The 18410-nt window shown below is 53.2% G+C and carries 14 protein-coding genes; 9 read left to right on the top strand and 5 right to left on the bottom strand.

Translation table 11 applies throughout. The features are described 5' to 3' along the window. Positions 1 to 42: 42 nt before the first annotated feature. On the bottom strand, positions 43 to 924 hold the full coding sequence (nadK, locus tag BLW37_RS16530) for an NAD(+) kinase (RefSeq protein WP_091344892.1): 882 nt from the start codon (positions 922 to 924) through the stop codon (positions 43 to 45). Between the two features lie 140 nt (positions 925 to 1064). On the opposite strand from nadK, the gene hrcA reads away from it, so the two are divergent. The 7 genes from hrcA (at position 1065) to BLW37_RS16495 (ending at position 10825) form a co-directional block, all read left to right on the top strand. Then, positions 1065 to 2078, top strand: a complete 1014-nt coding sequence (hrcA, locus tag BLW37_RS16525; RefSeq protein WP_091344890.1) for a heat-inducible transcriptional repressor HrcA — start codon at positions 1065 to 1067, stop codon at positions 2076 to 2078. 68 nt (positions 2079 to 2146) lie between these two features. Next, complete coding sequence (gene grpE / locus BLW37_RS16520; RefSeq protein WP_091344889.1) at positions 2147 to 2740, top strand: nucleotide exchange factor GrpE; 594 nt, start codon at positions 2147 to 2149, stop codon at positions 2738 to 2740. A gap of 100 nt (positions 2741 to 2840) precedes the next feature. Further along, positions 2841 to 3776, top strand: a complete 936-nt coding sequence (locus BLW37_RS16515) for a sugar kinase (RefSeq protein WP_091344887.1) — start codon at positions 2841 to 2843, stop codon at positions 3774 to 3776. Between the two features lie 92 nt (positions 3777 to 3868). Beyond that, complete coding sequence (locus tag BLW37_RS16510; RefSeq protein WP_091344885.1) at positions 3869 to 6685, top strand: FAD-binding and (Fe-S)-binding domain-containing protein; 2817 nt, start codon at positions 3869 to 3871, stop codon at positions 6683 to 6685. Positions 6686 to 6772: 87 nt separating this feature from the next. Next, positions 6773 to 8683 (top strand): molecular chaperone DnaK, encoded by a 1911-nt coding sequence (dnaK, locus tag BLW37_RS16505; RefSeq protein ID WP_091344883.1) that lies wholly within the window; start codon positions 6773 to 6775, stop codon positions 8681 to 8683. A gap of 56 nt (positions 8684 to 8739) precedes the next feature. Continuing rightward, positions 8740 to 9873, top strand: coding sequence for a molecular chaperone DnaJ (gene dnaJ, locus BLW37_RS16500; RefSeq protein ID WP_091344881.1), 1134 nt, complete (start codon positions 8740 to 8742; stop codon positions 9871 to 9873). Positions 9874 to 10009: 136 nt separating this feature from the next. Beyond that, complete coding sequence (locus BLW37_RS16495; protein WP_091342560.1) at positions 10010 to 10825, top strand: M48 family metallopeptidase; 816 nt, start codon at positions 10010 to 10012, stop codon at positions 10823 to 10825. A gap of 14 nt (positions 10826 to 10839) precedes the next feature. Here BLW37_RS16495 and BLW37_RS16490 read toward each other — a convergent pair whose 3' ends face one another. Further along, positions 10840 to 12183: a Na+/H+ antiporter NhaC family protein gene (locus BLW37_RS16490; protein WP_245785698.1), complete on the bottom strand. Its 1344-nt coding sequence runs from the start codon at positions 12181 to 12183 to the stop codon at positions 10840 to 10842. Between the two features lie 460 nt (positions 12184 to 12643). Here BLW37_RS16490 and BLW37_RS16485 point away from each other — a divergent pair, with 460 nt between their 5' ends. Further along, positions 12644 to 13558, top strand: coding sequence for an SGNH/GDSL hydrolase family protein (locus BLW37_RS16485; RefSeq protein WP_171907595.1), 915 nt, complete (start codon positions 12644 to 12646; stop codon positions 13556 to 13558). A 56-nt stretch (positions 13559 to 13614) separates the two neighbouring features. Here BLW37_RS16485 and BLW37_RS16480 read toward each other — a convergent pair whose 3' ends face one another. Together BLW37_RS16480 and BLW37_RS16475 are read right to left on the bottom strand one after the other, a co-directional pair. Beyond that, positions 13615 to 14544: an SPFH domain-containing protein gene (locus BLW37_RS16480; RefSeq protein WP_091342556.1), complete on the bottom strand. Its 930-nt coding sequence runs from the start codon at positions 14542 to 14544 to the stop codon at positions 13615 to 13617. Between the two features lie 26 nt (positions 14545 to 14570). Then, on the bottom strand, positions 14571 to 15002 hold the full coding sequence (locus tag BLW37_RS16475) for an NfeD family protein (protein WP_091342554.1): 432 nt from the start codon (positions 15000 to 15002) through the stop codon (positions 14571 to 14573). Positions 15003 to 15213: 211 nt separating this feature from the next. On the opposite strand from BLW37_RS16475, the gene BLW37_RS16470 reads away from it, so the two are divergent. Then, entirely contained in the window at positions 15214 to 16368 is a 1155-nt protein-coding gene (locus BLW37_RS16470) for an iron-containing alcohol dehydrogenase (RefSeq protein WP_091342552.1), read from the top strand. 31 nt (positions 16369 to 16399) lie between these two features. On the opposite strand, the gene BLW37_RS16465 is transcribed toward BLW37_RS16470, so the two are convergent. Further along, the coding region (locus BLW37_RS16465) for an InlB B-repeat-containing protein (protein WP_171907656.1) at positions 16400 to 18410 on the bottom strand (2011 nt) is incomplete at its 5' end.

The raw sequence follows: 18410 nt of genomic DNA, 5'->3' as shown, positions 1-18410 counted from the left end.
AAGTAGTAAACCGGTGTTTTTTAGTCAGCAAGCTGCTTGGTGCTAGTACAAACGACTGCCCCAACCGAGTTTGTTTCGCAGCACATGGTAGTAACTGTAGCCGGGTGGGTGGATCAGCCGCAGTGGCCTTGGGTGCTTGCGGATAAAGATATCATCGCCCGGCATCACGGCCAGGATCACATGGCTGTCACAGCTGATCTGCAGATGCGCATCGTTGGTATCGGCTACTTTTAACTGGATCTCGCTGTTGCCAGCCACCACCAAAGGGCGGCTGCTTAGGGTATGCGGAAACATCGGTACCAGTGTCATAGCGTCCAGGTCCGGTGTCAAAATAGGGCCTCCGCCGGATAAGGAGTAGGCAGTGGAGCCCGTTGGGGTGCTGATAATCAAGCCATCTGAGCGCTGGCTAAACACAAACTCGTCGTTGATGTAGGCTTCGAACTCTATCATATGCGCTACTTTATCGGCGTGCAGCACAGCTTCATTGACTGCGCTGTTACTGCTTTTGATATTGCCGTGCCGATGCACCGAGATTTCCAACAGATTTCGCAGCTCGGTTTTGAAGTTGCCGGCCAGGACCTCGCTGAGTGGCTGCTCGAAGCCTTCCGGGGATAGATCGGTTAAAAAGCCCAGATTGCCACGGTTAACACCCAGCACGGCGATATCGGAGCGGGCTAGCACCCGGGCGGCACCCAGCATATTGCCATCACCGCCCACCACGATCGCCAGATCGCAGCGCTTGCCGATATCCACCAAATCCAACACCTTTGCTTCGGTGAGCTCGAGCGTGCGGGCCACTTTCTGTTCCAGATAGACCGTCAGTCCGCGAGCCTCGAGAAAACGGCTCAGGGCCACCAGGGTTTGGTTGGCGCCTTCGTGGTTTGGTTTGCCAATCAGGCCAATGGTTTGAAATGCGGATGTCATGGCACTCTTTGCTGCTGCGGGTTCTTGTTGTCAGTATACCCGGAATTAAAGCCGTCACAACCGCTCACTTGTTTTTGGCGCTGACTTGTTTTTAACAGAATTGCCCCCAGAATAAGCAGAACCAACCACAGGTAGTGATTATGAATGCCCGTCTTGCGCGCGCCGATGTAATTTTAAAAATGATCGTGGAGCAGTACCTGGCCGATGGCCAGCCGGTGTCCTCGAAATTTATTGCTGCTCAGGAAGGGCTGGACGTTAGCCCTGCCACGGTGCGTAATACCATGGTGCAACTGGAGCAATCCGGACTTATCCGTTCTCCACACACCTCGGCCGGTCGTATTCCTACCACCCAGGGCATTCGTGAGTTTTTCAACCGCATGCTGCAACTGCAACCGTTACCGCCGCGCTGGCAGCAGCAGGTGCAAAAGCAGTTACCGCTGGAGCTGCCGGTTTCTCTGTTGTGCCAACGCGCCGGTCAGCTGCTGACCAACTTAACCGGCTGTGTGGCCATTATCAGCCCGCCCAAGGCCGGTGAGCGTATTATTCGTCAGGTCGATCTGGTGCGGTTGGCGGCCGATAGCCTGCTGTTGGTGGTGATCGATGAAGACGGCGATATTCTGCACCGGGTGTTGCATCACAAGGCACAGGTTGATAACGCCACCTTAAGCCAGGGTCTTTGTTTGCTCAACGCGGCTTTATCCGGCGTGCAGTGGCAAGAAGGCATGTCGCGGTTGGAAATCATGGCGCAGCGTGAGCAAGGCACCTTGCAGCAACTGGTCAGCCGGGTGCTGGGGCAATTGGGGCTGGATGAAATGCAGCAGCATCAGCCGCTGATTTATGGTCAGCACCAGCTGTTGTTGTCACCGGAGTACCAACGCAACCCGGCTTTGCAGCAGGTATTTTCCATGCTGGAAAACCCTGCGGGTTTGGTGCGGTTTCTGCAAAGCATCAGCAGCGATAGTCTGGTGAAGCTGGTGCTTGGTAAAGAGACCGGCTTTGCCGAGCTGGCCAGTGTTAGTTTAATTGTGCAGCGGTATCAGCACAATCCACATCGCTTTATTGCACTGCTTGGCCCCAGGCGTATGCCTTATGGCCAATTAGTGCCCTTGATTGAAGCCTGCAGCCGGCAGTTAAATTTAAACTTGAATCCCTAAAATCCATCCCCATATAGCAAGCAGACTTTTGGCATCGTCCAGCCATATGTATTTTGGAGACCTAGTGAATGACTGAGCAACAAGCCCCCCAGACCCAGGAACAAGACCTCGACGCGCAAACCGAGGCAACCACTGAGCAGGCTGAGCAAGATACGGTAGAGGTATCGTCCGAACAAAGCATCATCGACAAACTGGAAGCAGAAATTGCCCAGCTGCGTAAGCAGGTAGCCGATCAGCAGGATGCGATGTTGCGGATTAAAGCGGAAGCGGAAAATACCCGTCGTCGTGCCAGCCAGGATGTGGAAAAAGCCCATAAGTTTGCGCTGGAAAAGTTTGCCAATGATTTGCTGCCGGTGGTAGATAACTTAGAGCGGGCGCTCGGTTTTATCGACAAAGACAATGAAAGCATGAACTCGGTGGCTGAAGGCGTGGAACTGACCTTGAAAAGCTTCCTTGATACGGTGGAAAAATTCGGTGTGCAGCAACTGGACCCGCAGGGCCAGCCGTTCAACCCGGAGCAACACCAGGCCATGTCGATGATGGAAACGGCCGATGTTGCGCCAAACACTGTTACCTTCGTGATGCAAAAAGGCTATGAGCTGAACGGCCGTTTATTGCGTCCTGCCATGGTGGGTGTTTCTAAGGCCCCCGCGTCAGAGTAAACCGTTTCTTGCGCCATCAATAAACCGGCCGAATGGCCGGTTTATTTTTAGACAAAGCTTGCTATGATAGCGCTGTCATTTTTGGGCGGGTAGCAAAAGCATGAAAAAACGGATTGTTTTGCTAGGTGAATGCATGGTGGAGCTGCGGCAACATGATACAAATCTGCTTCATAAAGCATTTGCTGGTGATGTCTTTAATACGGCGGTCTATCTACAGCGAAGCAGCGGCAACAGTCTCGATGTCCAGTTCTTTTCCGCTGTGGGTACAGACAGCTTGAGTGATCAGTTGAAAAGCTATGCCAACACTGAACATATCGGTACTGATTTGTTGTTTCGGGTCGAAGATGCTAATCCGGGGCTGTACATGATTGAAACGGACCTTCAGGGAGAACGGCGTTTTCGTTACTGGCGCCAGGCATCTGCGGCCAGGCAAGTCATGCAATGCTATACGGCACACGGGGACGACACCCTGCTGACGGGCTGTCAGCTGTTGTACTTTTCCGGAATTTCACTGGCTATATTATCCCCGGCTGATCGGCAGTTGCTGTTTTTGTTGCTTCGTAAGTTAAAGACACATGGCTGCAAACTGGCTTTTGACGCCAACTACCGTGCCGGGCTCTGGCAATACAAAGAGGAGGCCGCAGCTGTTTGTATGCAGGCCTATGCATTGGCCGATATCGCCTTGAGTGGCCTCGATGATCACCTTGCTCTGTTTGGTCATCAAAGTGCTCAGCAAATGTCTGACTGGCTGCTGCAACTTGGTATTGAAGAGTTTGTTGTAAAAGATGGTTCCCGTGGTTCATTGGGTTATTGTAAGCAGCAGGCGTTTTACACATTAGCCTGTTCGGTAAAAGAGGTGGTGGATACCACTTCGGCAGGTGATGCTTTTAATGGGGGTTACCTTGCAGCACGTTTGAAGGGTCTAAATGCAGAGGAATCGGCGTTGTATGCATCCAGACTGGCAGCTTTTGTGGTAAGTCAGCCGGGTGCTATTGTAGAACCGGCGGTTTTTGCTGACTTTACGAGGTTACCCTGAAGAGGGTAATGGTACTTCCGTAGTAAAACCCGCTAAAACCTGTTACTTATAACAGCCTGGAGTCGTACCCATGTCGTTAAGGCGGACTGACCATGCCACTTCCTGCTGAGTTTTTGCATACCATGCAAGCGCTGATCCCATCCGAGCGGTTGATTGACGATCCGCTGCGTACTCTGGCCTATGGCACCGATGCCAGCTTTTACCGTTTGATCCCACAGCTGGTGATCAAGGTGGAATCTGAAGCTGAGGTGATCGCCATTTTGCAGCAAGCCTCGCTGCATCAGGTGGCGGTAACTTTCCGGGCGGCAGGCACCAGTTTATCCGGCCAGGCCATTACCGATTCGGTATTGCTGTTGCTGGGCCGTAACTGGCAGCAACGCGAGTTGCTGGCTGATGGCAAAGCCATCCGGCTGCAGCCTGGGGTGATTGGCAGCCATGCCAATCAGTTGCTGGCGCCATTGCAGCGAAAAATAGGCCCGGATCCGGCCTCGATCAATGCCTGCAAAGTCGGTGGTATTGTTGCCAACAATGCCAGTGGCATGTGCTGCGGCACCACGCAGAACAGCTACCAAACCCTGGCAGCCATGCGGCTGGTGCTAGCCGATGGCACGGTGTTGGATACCGCAGATAGTGATTCGTTGGCCAGGTTTCGCCAGCAACAATCAGCACTGTTGCAGCAGTTAAAGCAGTTGTCCGATAGTGCTCGTGCCAATCAGGCACTGGCGGCTAAAATCCGCCATAAATACCGGCTGAAAAATACCACTGGCCTCTCGCTCAATGCGTTGCTGGATTTTGACGATCCCATCGATATGCTCATCCATTTAATGGTCGGCTCCGAAGGCACCCTGGGTTTTATCAGCTCCGTGACCCTAAACACCGTACCCGATTACCCGCACAAAGCCACGGCTTTATTGGTCTTTCCGGATGTGCATAGCTGTTGTCAGGCCGTGACTGTACTGAAACAACAAGCCGTCTCCGCGGTTGAATTGCTCGATCGGCGCAGCTTGCGTGCGGTGGATCAACAAGCAGGGATGCCGGTTTGGGTCGCCGGTCTTTCAGACCATGCCTGTGCTTTATTGATTGAAAGCCGTGCTGAGCAGGCCGATGTGTTGGAGCAGCAACTTACCGATATCCGGCAGGCACTGAGCCCCTTTGAACTGGAGCAACAAGTTGACTTTAGCACCGATCCTAAGGTGTATCAGCAGCTGTGGGCCATTCGTAAAGGCACTTTTCCGGCGGTAGGGGCGGTACGGCCGGTTGGCAGCACCGTCATTATCGAGGATGTCACCTTCCCGCTGGAGCTCTTGGCCGAAGGCGTGCAGCAATTGCTGCAGCTGTTTGAGCGTTATCAGTACCACGAAGCCATTATTTTTGGCCATGCGCTTGAGGGCAATCTGCATTTTGTCTTTACCCAGCGCTTTGATAGTACAGAAGAAGTGGCGCGCTACGAGGCTTTTATGCGCGATGTGGCCGAGCTGGTGGCGGTGCGCTGTGGCGGCTCACTCAAAGCTGAACATGGCACCGGGCGCAATATGGCGCCTTTTGTGGCGCTGGAATGGGGCGAGGATGCTTACCAGTTGATGTGGCACATCAAGCATCTGCTGGACCCTAAAGGCATTCTGAATCCCGATGTGGTGCTGAGCCTGGATCCAGAGATCCATCTGAAGCATTTAAAACCTTTGCCAGAAGCCGATCCTCTGATCGATCGCTGCATCGAGTGTGGTTTTTGTGAGCCGGTGTGTCCTTCCAATGCGCTAACCCTGACACCGCGCCAGCGCATTGTGGCGCAGCGCGAAATCAAGCGGCTTAGTCGTGAAGAACCAGCCAGCCCGCGTCTTGCGCTGCTGCGTGATAGCTACCAGTATCAGGGCGATCAAACCTGTACCAGCTGTGGCTTTTGTGAAAGTGCTTGCCCGGTGGGCATTAATACCGGCGAGCTGACCAATCAGTTACGTGCCCAGTCGGCGAAACCCAGCTGGCTGGCGAAGTTTGCCGCGAACCATTTTGCGGGTGCAACCGGTTTGGCGCGCATTGGGCTTCGGCTGCAGCAAAGTGGCCGCGCTATGCTCGGTGATGCGGCGATGCAGCGGCTCAGTAGTACTTTGCACCGGTTATCAGGAAAACGCCTACCGCTATGGTATCCGGCAATGCCAACTGTTAGCCGCAACAAAGCGAATTCGGTGGCTGATGAGCAGCTGACACCTGTGGTGTATTTCGCCGCCTGTGGCAGCCGGGTGATGGGGCCGGCGGCAGGGGAGCCTGATCAGCGCTCCTTGGCGGAAGTCACTGCCGCGGTACTGGCCAAAGCCGGTTACCGGCTGGTTTACCCGGAAGGCATCGATTCGCTGTGCTGCGGCATGGCGTTTCAATCCAAGGGGCAGCTGGCATTGGCACAGCAAAAAGCCACCGAGGTGGCAGCGGCGCTCAAAGCAGCCAGCAATGACGGTGAACTCGCGATTTATTGCGATACCAGCCCCTGCAGCCTGACCTTAAAACAACAGCTGCCGGAGGATTTGCCGCTGTGGGACAGCATCGATTTTTTGCACGACAAGGTGTTGCCACAGTTGTCACTCACGCCGCAGCAAGAGTCGGTAGCGCTGCATCTAACCTGCAGCGCCGCACGACTAAAGCAACAAGATAAACTCACCGCCCTGGTGCAAGCCTGCAGCAGCAAACCGGTGCAACCGCTGGGTATTCACTGTTGTGGTTTTGCCGGTGATAAAGGCTTGCTGTTGCCTGAACTGAATGCCTCGGCGCTGTATGATCTGCGTCAGCAGGTACAAGGCTGCTGCCAGGGTGTCTCCTCCAGTCGTACCTGTGAAATCGGTTTAAGCCAGCACAGCGGCATCGAGTACCGTCATCTGGTGTATCTGCTGGCTGAGCGTCTGTCGGCAACAGAAAAAATTTAAATCAGTATCCTTGAATCCTGTAAGGGCAATCCCCATAAAGCTGCTAACACGAAATTATCTGTCCTGAATTAGATTTGGAGAGCCGTTATGGGTAGAATTATTGGTATCGACTTGGGTACAACCAACTCTTGTGTCGCTGTATTAGACGGCGACAAACCACGCGTTATTGAAAATGCGGAAGGCACCCGCACCACGCCTTCCATCATTGCTTACACCGATGATGGCGAGACTCTGGTTGGGCAGCCGGCCAAGCGTCAGGCGGTGACCAACCCGAAAAACACTTTATTTGCCATTAAGCGTCTGATTGGTCGTCGTTTTGAGGACGAAGAAGTGCAGCGCGATGTCAACATCATGCCATTCAAAATTGTCAAAGCGGACAATGGCGATGCCTGGGTTGAAGTCAAAGGCAAAAAGATGGCGGCACCGCAGATCTCTGCCGAAGTGCTGAAAAAGATGAAGAAAACGGCGGAAGATTTCTTGGGTGAGCCAGTGACCGAAGCCGTTATCACCGTGCCTGCTTACTTTAACGATGCCCAGCGCCAGGCCACCAAAGATGCCGGTCGCATCGCCGGTCTGGATGTAAAGCGTATTATCAACGAGCCAACGGCTGCAGCGCTGGCGTACGGCATGGACAAGAAAAAAGGCGACGCCAAAATTGCCGTGTACGATTTAGGTGGCGGTACCTTTGATATTTCCATCATCGAAATCGACGATGTGGATGGCGAGCAGACCTTTGAAGTACTGGCCACCAACGGGGATACCCACTTGGGTGGTGAAGACTTCGACAACCGCCTGATCAACTATCTGGTGGATGAGTTCAAAAAAGAGCAGGGCATTGATCTGCGCAACGATCCGCTGGCGATGCAGCGCTTAAAAGAGTCGGCCGAGAAAGCCAAAATTGAGCTGTCTTCCGCCTCCCAGACCGAAGTGAACCTGCCGTACATCACGGCGGATGCCTCTGGTCCTAAGCACCTGAACATCAAGGTCACCCGCGCCAAGCTGGAATCCCTGGTGGAAGATTTGATCAAGCGCACGCTGGATCCATTGAAAGTAGCACTGAACGATGCGGACTTAAGCGTGGGCGATATCGACGAAATCATTTTGGTCGGTGGCCAAACCCGGATGCCTAAAGTACAGCAGGCCGTCACCGAGTTCTTCGGCAAAGAGCCGCGTAAAGATGTGAACCCGGATGAAGCCGTTGCGGTGGGTGCTGCGGTGCAAGGCGCTGTGTTGTCTGGTGACGTCAAAGACGTATTGCTGCTGGACGTAACCCCGCTGTCGCTGGGTATTGAAACCATGGGTGGCGTGATGACCAGCCTGATCGAGAAAAACACCACCATTCCGACTAAGAAGTCGCAGGTGTTCTCAACGGCAGAAGACAACCAGTCTGCAGTGACCATTCACGTGCTGCAGGGCGAGCGCAAGCGCTCGGCTGATAACAAGTCATTGGGTCAGTTTAACTTAGAGGGCATTCGCGGCGGTCGTCGCGGCGAGCCGCAAATCGAAGTGACCTTCGATCTGGATGCCGATGGTATCTTGCATGTGTCGGCCAAAGACAAAGACACCGGCAAAGAGCAGAAGATCACCATCAAGTCGTCTTCCGGTCTGAGCGATGATGAAATCCAGGCCATGGTACGGGATGCTGAAGCCCATGCTGAGGAAGATAAAAAGTTCGAAGAGCTGGTGCAAACCCGCAATCAGGCTGATGCACTGGTGCATGGTACCCGCAAGCAGCTGGAAGAGGCTGGCAGCGACTTGGCGACCAACGACAAGGAAGCCATTGAAACGGCTATCAGCGAGCTGGAAACGGCCATCAAAGGCAACGACAAGGCGGATATTGAAGCCAAGTCAGAAGCTTTGATGCAGGCAGCGCAAAAACTGATGGAAGCAGCCCAGAAGAAAGCTCAGCAAGGCGGCGGCGAAGCCAATGCCAGTGATGCGGGTGCGGCCGACGATGTGGTTGATGCCGAGTTCGAAGAAGTCAAAGACGACAAGTAATGTTCCACCCGGGCTGCGCTCTGGCGCAGCCCTCTTACATAAGTTAGCCCGTATCTATGTCAAAGCGTGACTATTATGAAGTACTGGGCGTCGAGAAAGGCGCCGATGTCAAAGACATCAAAAAGGCCTACAAACGCCTGGCGATGAAGTATCACCCGGACAGAACCAAAGGCGATAAGGATCTTGAAGTCAAATTCAAGGAAATCCAGGAAGCCCATGAAGTTCTGACGGATGAGCAAAAGCGTGCGGCCTACGATCGCTATGGTCACGACGGCGTGGATCCGAGCCGTGGTGCCGGTGGCTTTGGTGGCAATGCCGATTTTGGCGATATTTTTGGCGATGTGTTTGGCGATATTTTCGGTGGCGGTGGCCGCCGCGGTCAGTCGCGGGCGCAGCGCGGCTCTGATCTGCGTTACAACCTGGAACTAAGTTTGGAAGATGCCGTGCGTGGCAAGTCGGTCGACATCAAGGTACCTACCTGGGTAACCTGCGACAGCTGCGATGGCAGTGGTGCCAAAAAAGGCACCTCGGCCAAGACCTGCCCAACCTGTCATGGTGCGGGCCAGGTTACCATGCGCCAGGGCTTTTTTGCCGTACAGCAAACCTGCCCGACCTGCCATGGTCGCGGTAAAATTATCCCGGATCCATGCAGCAAATGCCATGGCGAAGGCCGGGTGGAGAAAACCAAGACCCTGTCGGTGAAAATTCCTGCTGGTGTCGATACCGGTGATCGCATTCGTTTAAGCGGCGAAGGCGAAGCGGGCATGCATGGCGCACCGGCTGGTGATTTGTATGTGCAGGTGCATGTCAAAGAGCACCCAATCTTTGTGCGTGATGGCAATAACCTGTACTGCGATGTGCCTATCAGTTTTGCCACGGCTGCGCTGGGTGGTGAAATTGCTGTGCCTACACTGGATGGTCGGGTTAAGCTGAAAATTCCGGCCGAGACTCAGACCGAGAAAATGTTCCGTTTGCGCGGCAAAGGCGTGCAGTCGGTGCGCGGCGGCGGTGTTGGCGATCTGGTGTGCAAGGTGGTGATTGAAACCCCGGTGAACCTGAGCGAACAGCAAAAAGAGCTGCTGCGCCAACTGGATGCGACCATGGCCGGCGATAGTGAAGCTAAGCACCGGCCAAAGTCCAAAGGCTTTTTCGATGGGGTGAAAAAGTTCTTTGATGATTTGACCAGCTAAGCTGTTTCACACCTTTGGTTTTGTGAAAAACCGCAGCCCAAATTAAACCGCAGCCCAAGTGCTGCGGTTTTTTATCGTTGGTGTTCTTGCGCGCCTCAGATACAATAAAAAAACAGTTTTTCATAGGGATATAAGCATGCGTAAGTTTTTACTGCTCGCCATCGTGGCGGTACTCATTCTGGCGGCCTGCGCCCAGTCACCGACCGGTCGCCGGCAAATCATGTTGTTTAATGAAAACCAGCTGAGCAGCATGGGCGCTCAGACGTTTGATCAAATGAAAGAAGAGCTGACCATCTCCACCGACCGTCAAACCCAACGCTACGTGCAGTGTATCGCCGATGCGCTACTAAAAGTCACGCCAGAGCAATACATGGGTCATGAGTGGGAAGTTGTCGTTTTTGCCGATGATCAGGTGAATGCTTTTGCGCTGCCTGGCGGTAAAATTGGCGTGTACACCGGCTTATTGAAAGTGGCTGAAAACCAGCATCAACTGGCTGCAGTGATGGGGCATGAAATTGGCCATGTGATGGCTGGTCATGCCAATGAGCGGTTATCACGCAGTCAGCTGGTACAAACCGGCCTTGCGCTGACCGATGCAGCAACCCGTGCTGCCAATGTACGTTTTCAGCAGGAGATGATGGCCGGGCTTGGTTTGGGCTCTCAGGTGGGTTTGTTGCTGCCTTTTAGCCGTGAGCACGAGAGTGAAGCCGATATTATCGGCCTCGATCTGATGGCACAGGCCGGTTTTAATCCGGAGCAGGCAGTGGATTTATGGCGCAATATGGCGGCCGCCAGTGGTGGCCAGCGTAGCCCTGAGCTGCTGTCCAGCCACCCAGTACCAGAGAACCGTATTCGGGCCTTGCAGCAGCGGATGCCTCAAGCATCAGCGACCTATCAGCAGCGCCGGGCCCAGGGTAACTTACCCAATTGTGGTAGCCCGGGACCGCTTTAATACGGCAGTGTCCGTTAACTTTGTACATCCTGCCTGGTTGCTGGGACCGGTTTTAACAGCAACCACAACAGGGCGACTACCGCCAGCACCATGCAGTAAAAGCTGGCACTGACCACCTGCCAGGGGCTTAAGCCAAAACTGGCCGCCAGCAAAAGGGCCTGAGCGCCATAAGGCAACAAGCCCTGGCTGATGCAGGCAAAAATATCCAGCAGGCTGGCACTGCGCTTGGGCGTGATGCCATGGTTTTCTGCCAGCTTACGACTGATATCACCACTAATCACAATGGCCACGGTGTTGTTGGCAACGCAAAGATTGGTGCCAAACACCAGGCTGGCAATGCCAAGCTGACCGCTGCGCTCCGCTTGCATTTTGACTTTATCAAAGAAGGCACTCAGCCGCGAAGACAACCAGCCCAGGCCACCTTGCTGTTTGATAAACTCACCCAAGCCGCCAATAAACATCGAGAGTAAGAAAATCTCCTGCATTGAGGCGAAACCGGAAGCCATATCCTGACCAAGGTTCCCCAAAGGATAATTGCCAAACAAAGCTCCTTGCAAAGCTGCCAGTACAATACCCAGTGCTAGCACGGCAAACACATTCAACCCAGCCACTGCCAACACCAAAATGGCAACATAGGGCAGTGCCGCGCTCCAGCTGAACTCTTGGGCGGTAATCTCGGCCGGTACACTGCCAAACCAGACGTAGCCCAAAAGCACAATGGCTGCAGCCGGCAAGGCCAGCTTCAGGTTTTCGCGGAATTTATCTTTCATGCGTGCCCCCTGGGTGCGGGTGGACGCAATGGTGGTATCGGAAATAATGGATAAGTTATCACCAAACATGGCGCCACCTAGCAGGGCACCCGCCAGCAGTACTGGCGATAAACCGGTTTGTTCAGCCAGTACCACCGCTATGGGAGCCAGGGCACCTATGGTCCCCATCGACGTTCCCATGGCCAGTGCTATCAAGGCGGCAATTAGAAACAGGCCAGGTACCAGTAAAGATGGCGGCACCAGGCTCAGGCCGGCATTCACTACGGCATCGACGCCGCCTGTGGCGACCGCAACACTGGAAAAAGCACCAGCCAGCAAATAAATCAAACACATGGTCAGGATGGTATTTTGTCCTGCACCACGGATCAGCGTTTCAACCGCTTGCTGCATCGAGGTGCGGTGCAGCAGCATGGCAATCATCAGCGCTGGCAACACGGCAATATGGGCCGGTAGCTGGTAAAAGGCATAATCCACTCCCAGGCTTTGATAGTAAATACCTGCGCCCAGAAACAGCAGCACAAAGCTGGCCAATGGCAAAAAGGCTAGGGCGCCGTACTGGCGTGGGGTTACCATGGTGTGTTCTGGCATGCATCATCTCCGACCAGTCATAAAAACTCGCTGACTATATAGATGTCCAGACGTCCTGTCAACGTGTTGTAAATCTGTCTGTCACTATCCTTTACGGTATTTTCTTTGTGTATTCAATGCTTTTTTAGCTATTTACTGCTCTGATCAGTAATGACTATCTGCCTTGTTACCAAAATTAGGGAAACTGGGTGGGTGTCAGTAAATTTTACAGTCATAGCTCGAGGTTGCCTGATAAGACCTCCGACATGTTGGGCTGAGCCCTGTTTGAAAAATAGGCACGTTTTTTGCCATCAAACCTTTGAAGACGTGCTTAGCGTCTGAATAAAAACAACAAACAGGGTGGTTAACAATGACAATAAAACTATTTAAGCAACAACTAGCAAGGCTCCAAACGTTTTGCGCAGTGTTGGTATTTACACTACTGACAACACCTGCACTTTCCGCACCGATGTTTTCGGATATGTATATCTTTGGAGATAGTTTATCCGATACCGGCAATACCCGCGCAACCGTGCCGCTTGGGAGCTTTGCTCCTATCGCTGCTGAAGCTGGCTACGGTCCGAATGGACGTTTTTCCAATGGCGATCTTTGGCATGAGTTTATGGCGGATGACTTGGGGCTGAGTACGTCACGCTCGACAGCCGGCGGCAATAACTTTGCCTATGGTGGTGCTCGAATTAACAATGCAACAGGTTTTTCTGCTGGGGTGCTTTGGCAATGGGATAATTACCAAAGCCGTTTTGGCGGTGCTGTGATGGACCCGGCCGCCCTTTATGTGGTTTGGGCTGGCGGCAATGATATGCGGGATCTGGTGGGCAGCTCTGCCCCACTGATGATGATTACTTCCATCATGGGCAACTTTCAGGCCATGCTGACCGAGATGATTTTGGGTGGTGCAGCAACTTTGTTGGTGCCTAATTTACCTGACTTGGGCAGCATTCCGGAATTTAGATCGGGCTCGAACAGTTTTTCAGGGACGGAGGTCAGCACTCTGTGGAATCAGGCGTTGCAGTCGATGTTGCTGGGACTGGCACTGCAGTACCAGGTAGATATTTTTATGCTGGATGTATTTGGTATTTTTGACAGGATTTTAGCTGATCCTGCTTCGGAAGGTTTTGTAAATACAACGGGAGAGTGTCGGTCCATCCGTAGAAACTTCTTGGGGATTGCTTCAGAAGTTAGCTGTGCCAATGCGCATACCTATGTTTTTTGGGATGAAATTCATCCAACCAGCCGTGCGCATCAGGTGCTTGGTCGGGAAGCTTATGCCTTACTGGCTTCAGGGCAAACCGTGAACTTCCAGGTATCCGCTCCGGCCACCATGTTGTTGTTGGTCTCTGGTTTGATGCTGATTCGTTTGCGTCGCCGAGGCTAAACACAAGTCAAAAAAACGGGCCGCAATTGCGGCCCGATAGCATCTGGATACAACCGTTAGAACTTTTTACCACTCAGCAATTCTTGAATGGCACCGACGGAGCCGAGCACGTTGCTGGTCTCAATGGGCAAGAAGATGCGATCCCCTTCTTTGGCAATATTGGGCAGGGTCTGCAGGTATTCACGGCCGAGCAGATAACCAATAACCGTATCCGAGCTCAGCCGGCCATCACCGGAGGATAATACTTCCTCAATGGCTTTACGCTGACCTTGTGCACGTAGAATAGCGGCTTCTTTTTCACCTTGCGCACTTAAAATAGCGGCTTCCCGCTCACCTTGCGCCCGGGCAATAGCGGCTTGCTTTTCACCTTCGGCTTCCGTCACAGTGGCACGGCGCTGGCGCTCTGCCGTCATTTGCTTACGCATTGCTTCTTCAACGTCAACCGGTGGAGCAATATCCAGCAGCTCTACCCGAACTACTTTGATGCCCCAGCCATTACCGGCATCATCCAGCACCAGGCGCAGCCGCTCGTTGATTTCTTCACGCGACTCGAAAATAGAGTCCAGCTCCATCCGGCCGATTTCGGCCCGCAGCGAGGTTTTGGCCAATACTTCGACAGCCTGAATGATGTTTTCAACTTCGTACACAGCTCTGACCGGATCCATAATACGGAAGTACAGCACCCCATTGATGGTTACCGTCACGTTGTCTTTGGTGATCACACTTTGGCCAGGGAAATCCAGTACCGCTTCACGCAAATCAATGCGGGGTGTTTCAACGAATTTCAGGTTACGCAGCATGATAATAGGACGCGGCTTTTCAATAAAAGGCACGGTAATCTGGATGCCGGATTGCAAGGTACGGTTGTAGGTGCCCAGACGCTCAATCACCATGCACTCGCTGTTACGCACGATAAAGATGTTGTTGAGGATTAAAATGATGGCAAAACCTGCCACCCCGAGTAATAAAATTAACGCTAAGTCCATTGCAAACTCCTTGTAGTGATTATGATTTAATCTTGAGGTGCTACCAGTAAAGTAATGCCATCAATACGGCAGACTTTGACTTCCTGACCAGCCCGAAGCCAACTGGTGTCCTCACTGGCTGTCTCTGCTTTTACCGGGTAAAAACTGCCACTCATCTTCGCGACCAGCTTGTCGCCATGTAGCTCTAACACCACGCTTTGCTTGTAACCTGGTTCTGCCATATTGACAGCCTTGGAAGTACCCAAACCCTTTTTACGCAGCCAGAGCGATAGTGGTAAAAACATCAGGCAGCCAAAAGCAAATACAAACAGCGACTGGGTAAAGCTCAGAGCAAATAGCCAGCTGCTGATAGCGGCAGAAAAGGCACCCATCGAAATGGCTAAAATGACGAAGGTGCCTGTCATTAGTTCTACCATGCCAAATGCGATGGCAATAATAAGCCAGACCAATGCCAACATCTTGACTTCCTTAAATTGAAACTTGGTTCACACTACTATACTAAGTTTTGACGCTAAGCCCTACTGTCTTTTTGTAACAGGGTTTAGCAAACCTGTACTTGGCTGGACAAAACAGCAGCAGTCTGTCGCTAAATTCAACGGTTGTACGCTAAAAAGTGATACTGTTGCTGTTTTGATACGTAGCTGTCAGCGAACTTGTTCAGGAGTCTTTATGCAAAATTTTACCTTTCATAATCCAACTCGCATTGTGTTTGGCGAGCAACAGATCGCCGGGCTGGCAGCGCTAATCCCAGATGGAGCCAGGGTATTGCTGACCTATGGCGGTGGTTCCATCAAAAAAAATGGCGTCTACGATCAGGTGGTCGCCGCTCTGGACGGCAAAGTTTGGTTTGAATTTGCCGGCATCGAGCCGAATCCGTCTTTTGATACGCTGTTACAAGCCAGGGATCTGCTTAAGAGTGAGCAGCTGGATTTTATTTTGGCGGTTGGTGGTGGTAGTGTCATTGATGGCAGCAAGTTTATTGCCGCTGCGGCTTGTTATCAGGGTGATGCCTGGGATCTGCTTTGTGGTAAAGCCAAAGTCAATGCAGCCATTCCTTTGGGGTGCGTATTAACCCTGCCAGCAACTGGCTCTGAGAGCAATGGCAATTCAGTAGTCACCCGTTACAGCACCCAGGAGAAAATGGCCTTTTCCAGCCCACTGGTGTATCCACAATTTGCCATCTTAGATCCGACTACCACCTTTAGTCTGCCGCCCCGCCAGGTCGCTAATGGTGTGGTCGATGCCTTTGTCCATGTGATGGAGCAGTACCTGACGTACCCTGCGAACGCACCGGTGCAGGATCGCTTTGCTGAAGGTTTGCTACAAACTTTGATTGAACAGGGACCGCAGGCCCTGGAGCGGCCGGAGGATTACGCTGTACGTGCCAATGTGATGTGGGCAGCAACCATGGCGTTGAATGGCCTGATTGGGGTAGGGGTACCGCAAGATTGGGCGACCCATATGATTGGCCACGAAATCACAGCTTTGCATGGCTTGGATCATGCACAAACACTGGCCATTGTGCTGCCTGCTTTGATGCAGCAGCAACGCCGGCAAAAGCGTGACAAGCTGCTGCAATATGGCAAGCGGGTCTGGCAGCTGGTCCACCAGGATGAAGAACGTCTGATTGACGAGGCTATCAGCCATACCCGGGCTTTCTTCGAGCAAATGGGGGTGCCGACCCGGTTAGCTGATTATGGTATCGATGCCAGTGCCATCGATACCATGGTGGAGCGATTGGTGCAGCATAAGATGGTCAAGCTCGGCGAGCATGGGGATATTACGCCAGAAGTGTCCCGTGTTATTTTGCAAAGTGCTCTGTAAATCTCATACCAGTATTACCCTGGGCTTGCGCTTAGAATGAATAGCGCAGGCCCAGGCTTAGCATCCGAGTACTGAAGTTTTCGGTATCGTAGTGCGCAGCCGCTGCGCTGAGTTGCAGTTGTGAGCTAAGTTGATAACCCATCCCCAGTTCGGCGCCCAGACGAATGCGGCTGCGGCGTTCAGGCGACTGGGCAGCTGTCCCTTCAAATTGATAGCGGCTGCGGTTATCAAACAACGCCAGCCGGGCATAAGGCTGCCAGTGCTGACCCAAAGTAAAGTGGCCAACCAGGCTGAGTTCGGCGCCCCGGCCGCGTTGCGGTTGTGCTTTTAACGTGGCTTGCGGTTGATTCACCGGCAGGCCATCATAGTGCAATACCGCCTCGCCTAAATCCAGCCAGCCGAACTCTGCTGCCAGCCAGTGACTGAATCGATAGCCAGCAAACAGACGATAGGCTGTGTCTGAGTTCGACTGGAGCCTGACAATGCCTGAGACACCTGCCGTATTAAGTTTGCGCTCCGCTGCGCTAGCCAGGTTACCAGAGCTGTGGCTTCTGGCCTCACCGAGCTGCGCGCCGAGATACCAGTTCTGACTGAGTGCTACCATGGGTAGCAGTAACAGGCTGGCAGTAAAGATTTTCAGACTACTTTTCAGGCGATTGAACCGGAAACAGCGGCGCATCACCACAAACATCAGCAGCAGTATGGCGCTTAGTAAACTCGTACTACCGCCACTTGAGGTCACAGTGACACTGCTTGGCTGCCACTGGGCTTTCACCTGCAAATCTTGTGCTGGCATAGTGGTGGGTAGTGCCGGTGACCAGCCACTGAAGGTGTAGCCAGGGCGTGTGGGTGCAGGGGCGCTTATAGAAGCGCCAAAGTCCAGTACCAGATCTGGGATGGCCTGGCCCCCATCCACATCAAAGCGGATCACATACTGGTTGATTTGCCATTGTGCTGTAAGCTGCACATCGCTCTCTGGCATGGTGGCCGGGAAGGCTGGCTGCCAGCCGGTAAAGGTGTACCCTTTACGCCATGGTGCCTCCGGTTCTGCCAGTGAGCTGCCTACTAGAGCTGTAATCTTGGTGATTTCACTGCCACCTGCACTGTCAAAGGAAAGCGTGGCCATTTGTTGCTGTGCCAGTACGCCCGGATCTCGAATGACACTGTTGGCCCGACCATCATCGTCATTGGGTCCGCCATCTTCAATGGTTAGCCGGATGCAGGCATCGCCTTCGTTTAACCCAGCCCGCCAGCTATCGGATGATACTCCGGGGCAGTTGCCGAGTACATTACGTGGTGCACTGTCGATATGGTTGGCTTCATCTTCGACAAAATTCTGCCATAGCCCATTGACCAACTTCCGCCAGACGGCGTTGACTGGAATACTCTGACCGGCAGGCATGGGAATGGCTATTGGAACGGACTCACCTGGGCTTTGCAGTCCTACCAAATCCAGATTGACAATAAAGCCCAGCTGACGATAACCGATGTCATCTAAGCTGCCTTCACTGAGTGCCAGGCCAAACTGACCGCTTTGCCAGGATTCAAGCTCACTGTACAAGCCAAGCGTTAGTTGGAACAGCGCCGGTACTTCGACGAAGAGTGCTGCTTGGCCCTGGTCCTCACACTGAGCCACCCGACTGTTGCTAATGTCTTGCGGGCACAACGGCAAACGGTTAGGCTGATTGCTGTATTGGTTCTGACTGGCCGGTATGCCGCTCACACCGCTGTTGCTGCAATCGGCCACCGGGCATTCAGCAATCACATTCAGTGCTAGTTCCAGTTCCCCCTTACGGTCACCTGCTTCAGCACTGAGTTGCAGGTAGTGGCGGCCGGTCGAGAGCGCGGCTGGATCGAAATGGGCCGAGGCTCCGTTTTGAGTGATAGTAAGTCCCAGACTTTGCCAGTTAAAGTCGGCTGCTATACCGGAAAGCTCTGTTGCTCGCAGCTCGATAATGCCTCCACCGCGTTGTACAACAAGGCCTTCAATACCATCCTGCATGACTGTTGCTTGCAGCGCCAAAGGTGGAGGCTCGGCTTGT

The sequence above is a fragment of the Alkalimonas amylolytica genome, assembly GCF_900107845.1.
In the GTDB taxonomy this organism is placed as follows: Bacteria; Pseudomonadota; Gammaproteobacteria; order Enterobacterales; family Alteromonadaceae; genus Alkalimonas; species Alkalimonas amylolytica.
The sequence above is the reverse complement of the archived record's forward strand: the minus strand, read 5'-3'. Positions and strand labels throughout refer to the sequence as shown.

Coding starts and splice junctions, on each gene's coding strand:
- nadK (WP_091344892.1), bottom strand. CDS start 924: ATGACATCCGCATTTCAAACCATTGGCCTGATTGGCAAACCAAACCAC.
- hrcA (WP_091344890.1), top strand. CDS start 1,065: ATGAATGCCCGTCTTGCGCGCGCCGATGTAATTTTAAAAATGATCGTG.
- grpE (WP_091344889.1), top strand. CDS start 2,147: ATGACTGAGCAACAAGCCCCCCAGACCCAGGAACAAGACCTCGACGCG.
- BLW37_RS16515 (WP_091344887.1), top strand. CDS start 2,841: ATGAAAAAACGGATTGTTTTGCTAGGTGAATGCATGGTGGAGCTGCGG.
- BLW37_RS16510 (WP_091344885.1), top strand. CDS start 3,869: ATGCCACTTCCTGCTGAGTTTTTGCATACCATGCAAGCGCTGATCCCA.
- dnaK (WP_091344883.1), top strand. CDS start 6,773: ATGGGTAGAATTATTGGTATCGACTTGGGTACAACCAACTCTTGTGTC.
- dnaJ (WP_091344881.1), top strand. CDS start 8,740: ATGTCAAAGCGTGACTATTATGAAGTACTGGGCGTCGAGAAAGGCGCC.
- BLW37_RS16495 (WP_091342560.1), top strand. CDS start 10,010: ATGCGTAAGTTTTTACTGCTCGCCATCGTGGCGGTACTCATTCTGGCG.
- BLW37_RS16490 (WP_245785698.1), bottom strand. CDS start 12,183: ATGCCAGAACACACCATGGTAACCCCACGCCAGTACGGCGCCCTAGCC.
- BLW37_RS16485 (WP_171907595.1), top strand. CDS start 12,644: ATGTATATCTTTGGAGATAGTTTATCCGATACCGGCAATACCCGCGCA.
- BLW37_RS16480 (WP_091342556.1), bottom strand. CDS start 14,544: ATGGACTTAGCGTTAATTTTATTACTCGGGGTGGCAGGTTTTGCCATC.
- BLW37_RS16475 (WP_091342554.1), bottom strand. CDS start 15,002: ATGTTGGCATTGGTCTGGCTTATTATTGCCATCGCATTTGGCATGGTA.
- BLW37_RS16470 (WP_091342552.1), top strand. CDS start 15,214: ATGCAAAATTTTACCTTTCATAATCCAACTCGCATTGTGTTTGGCGAG.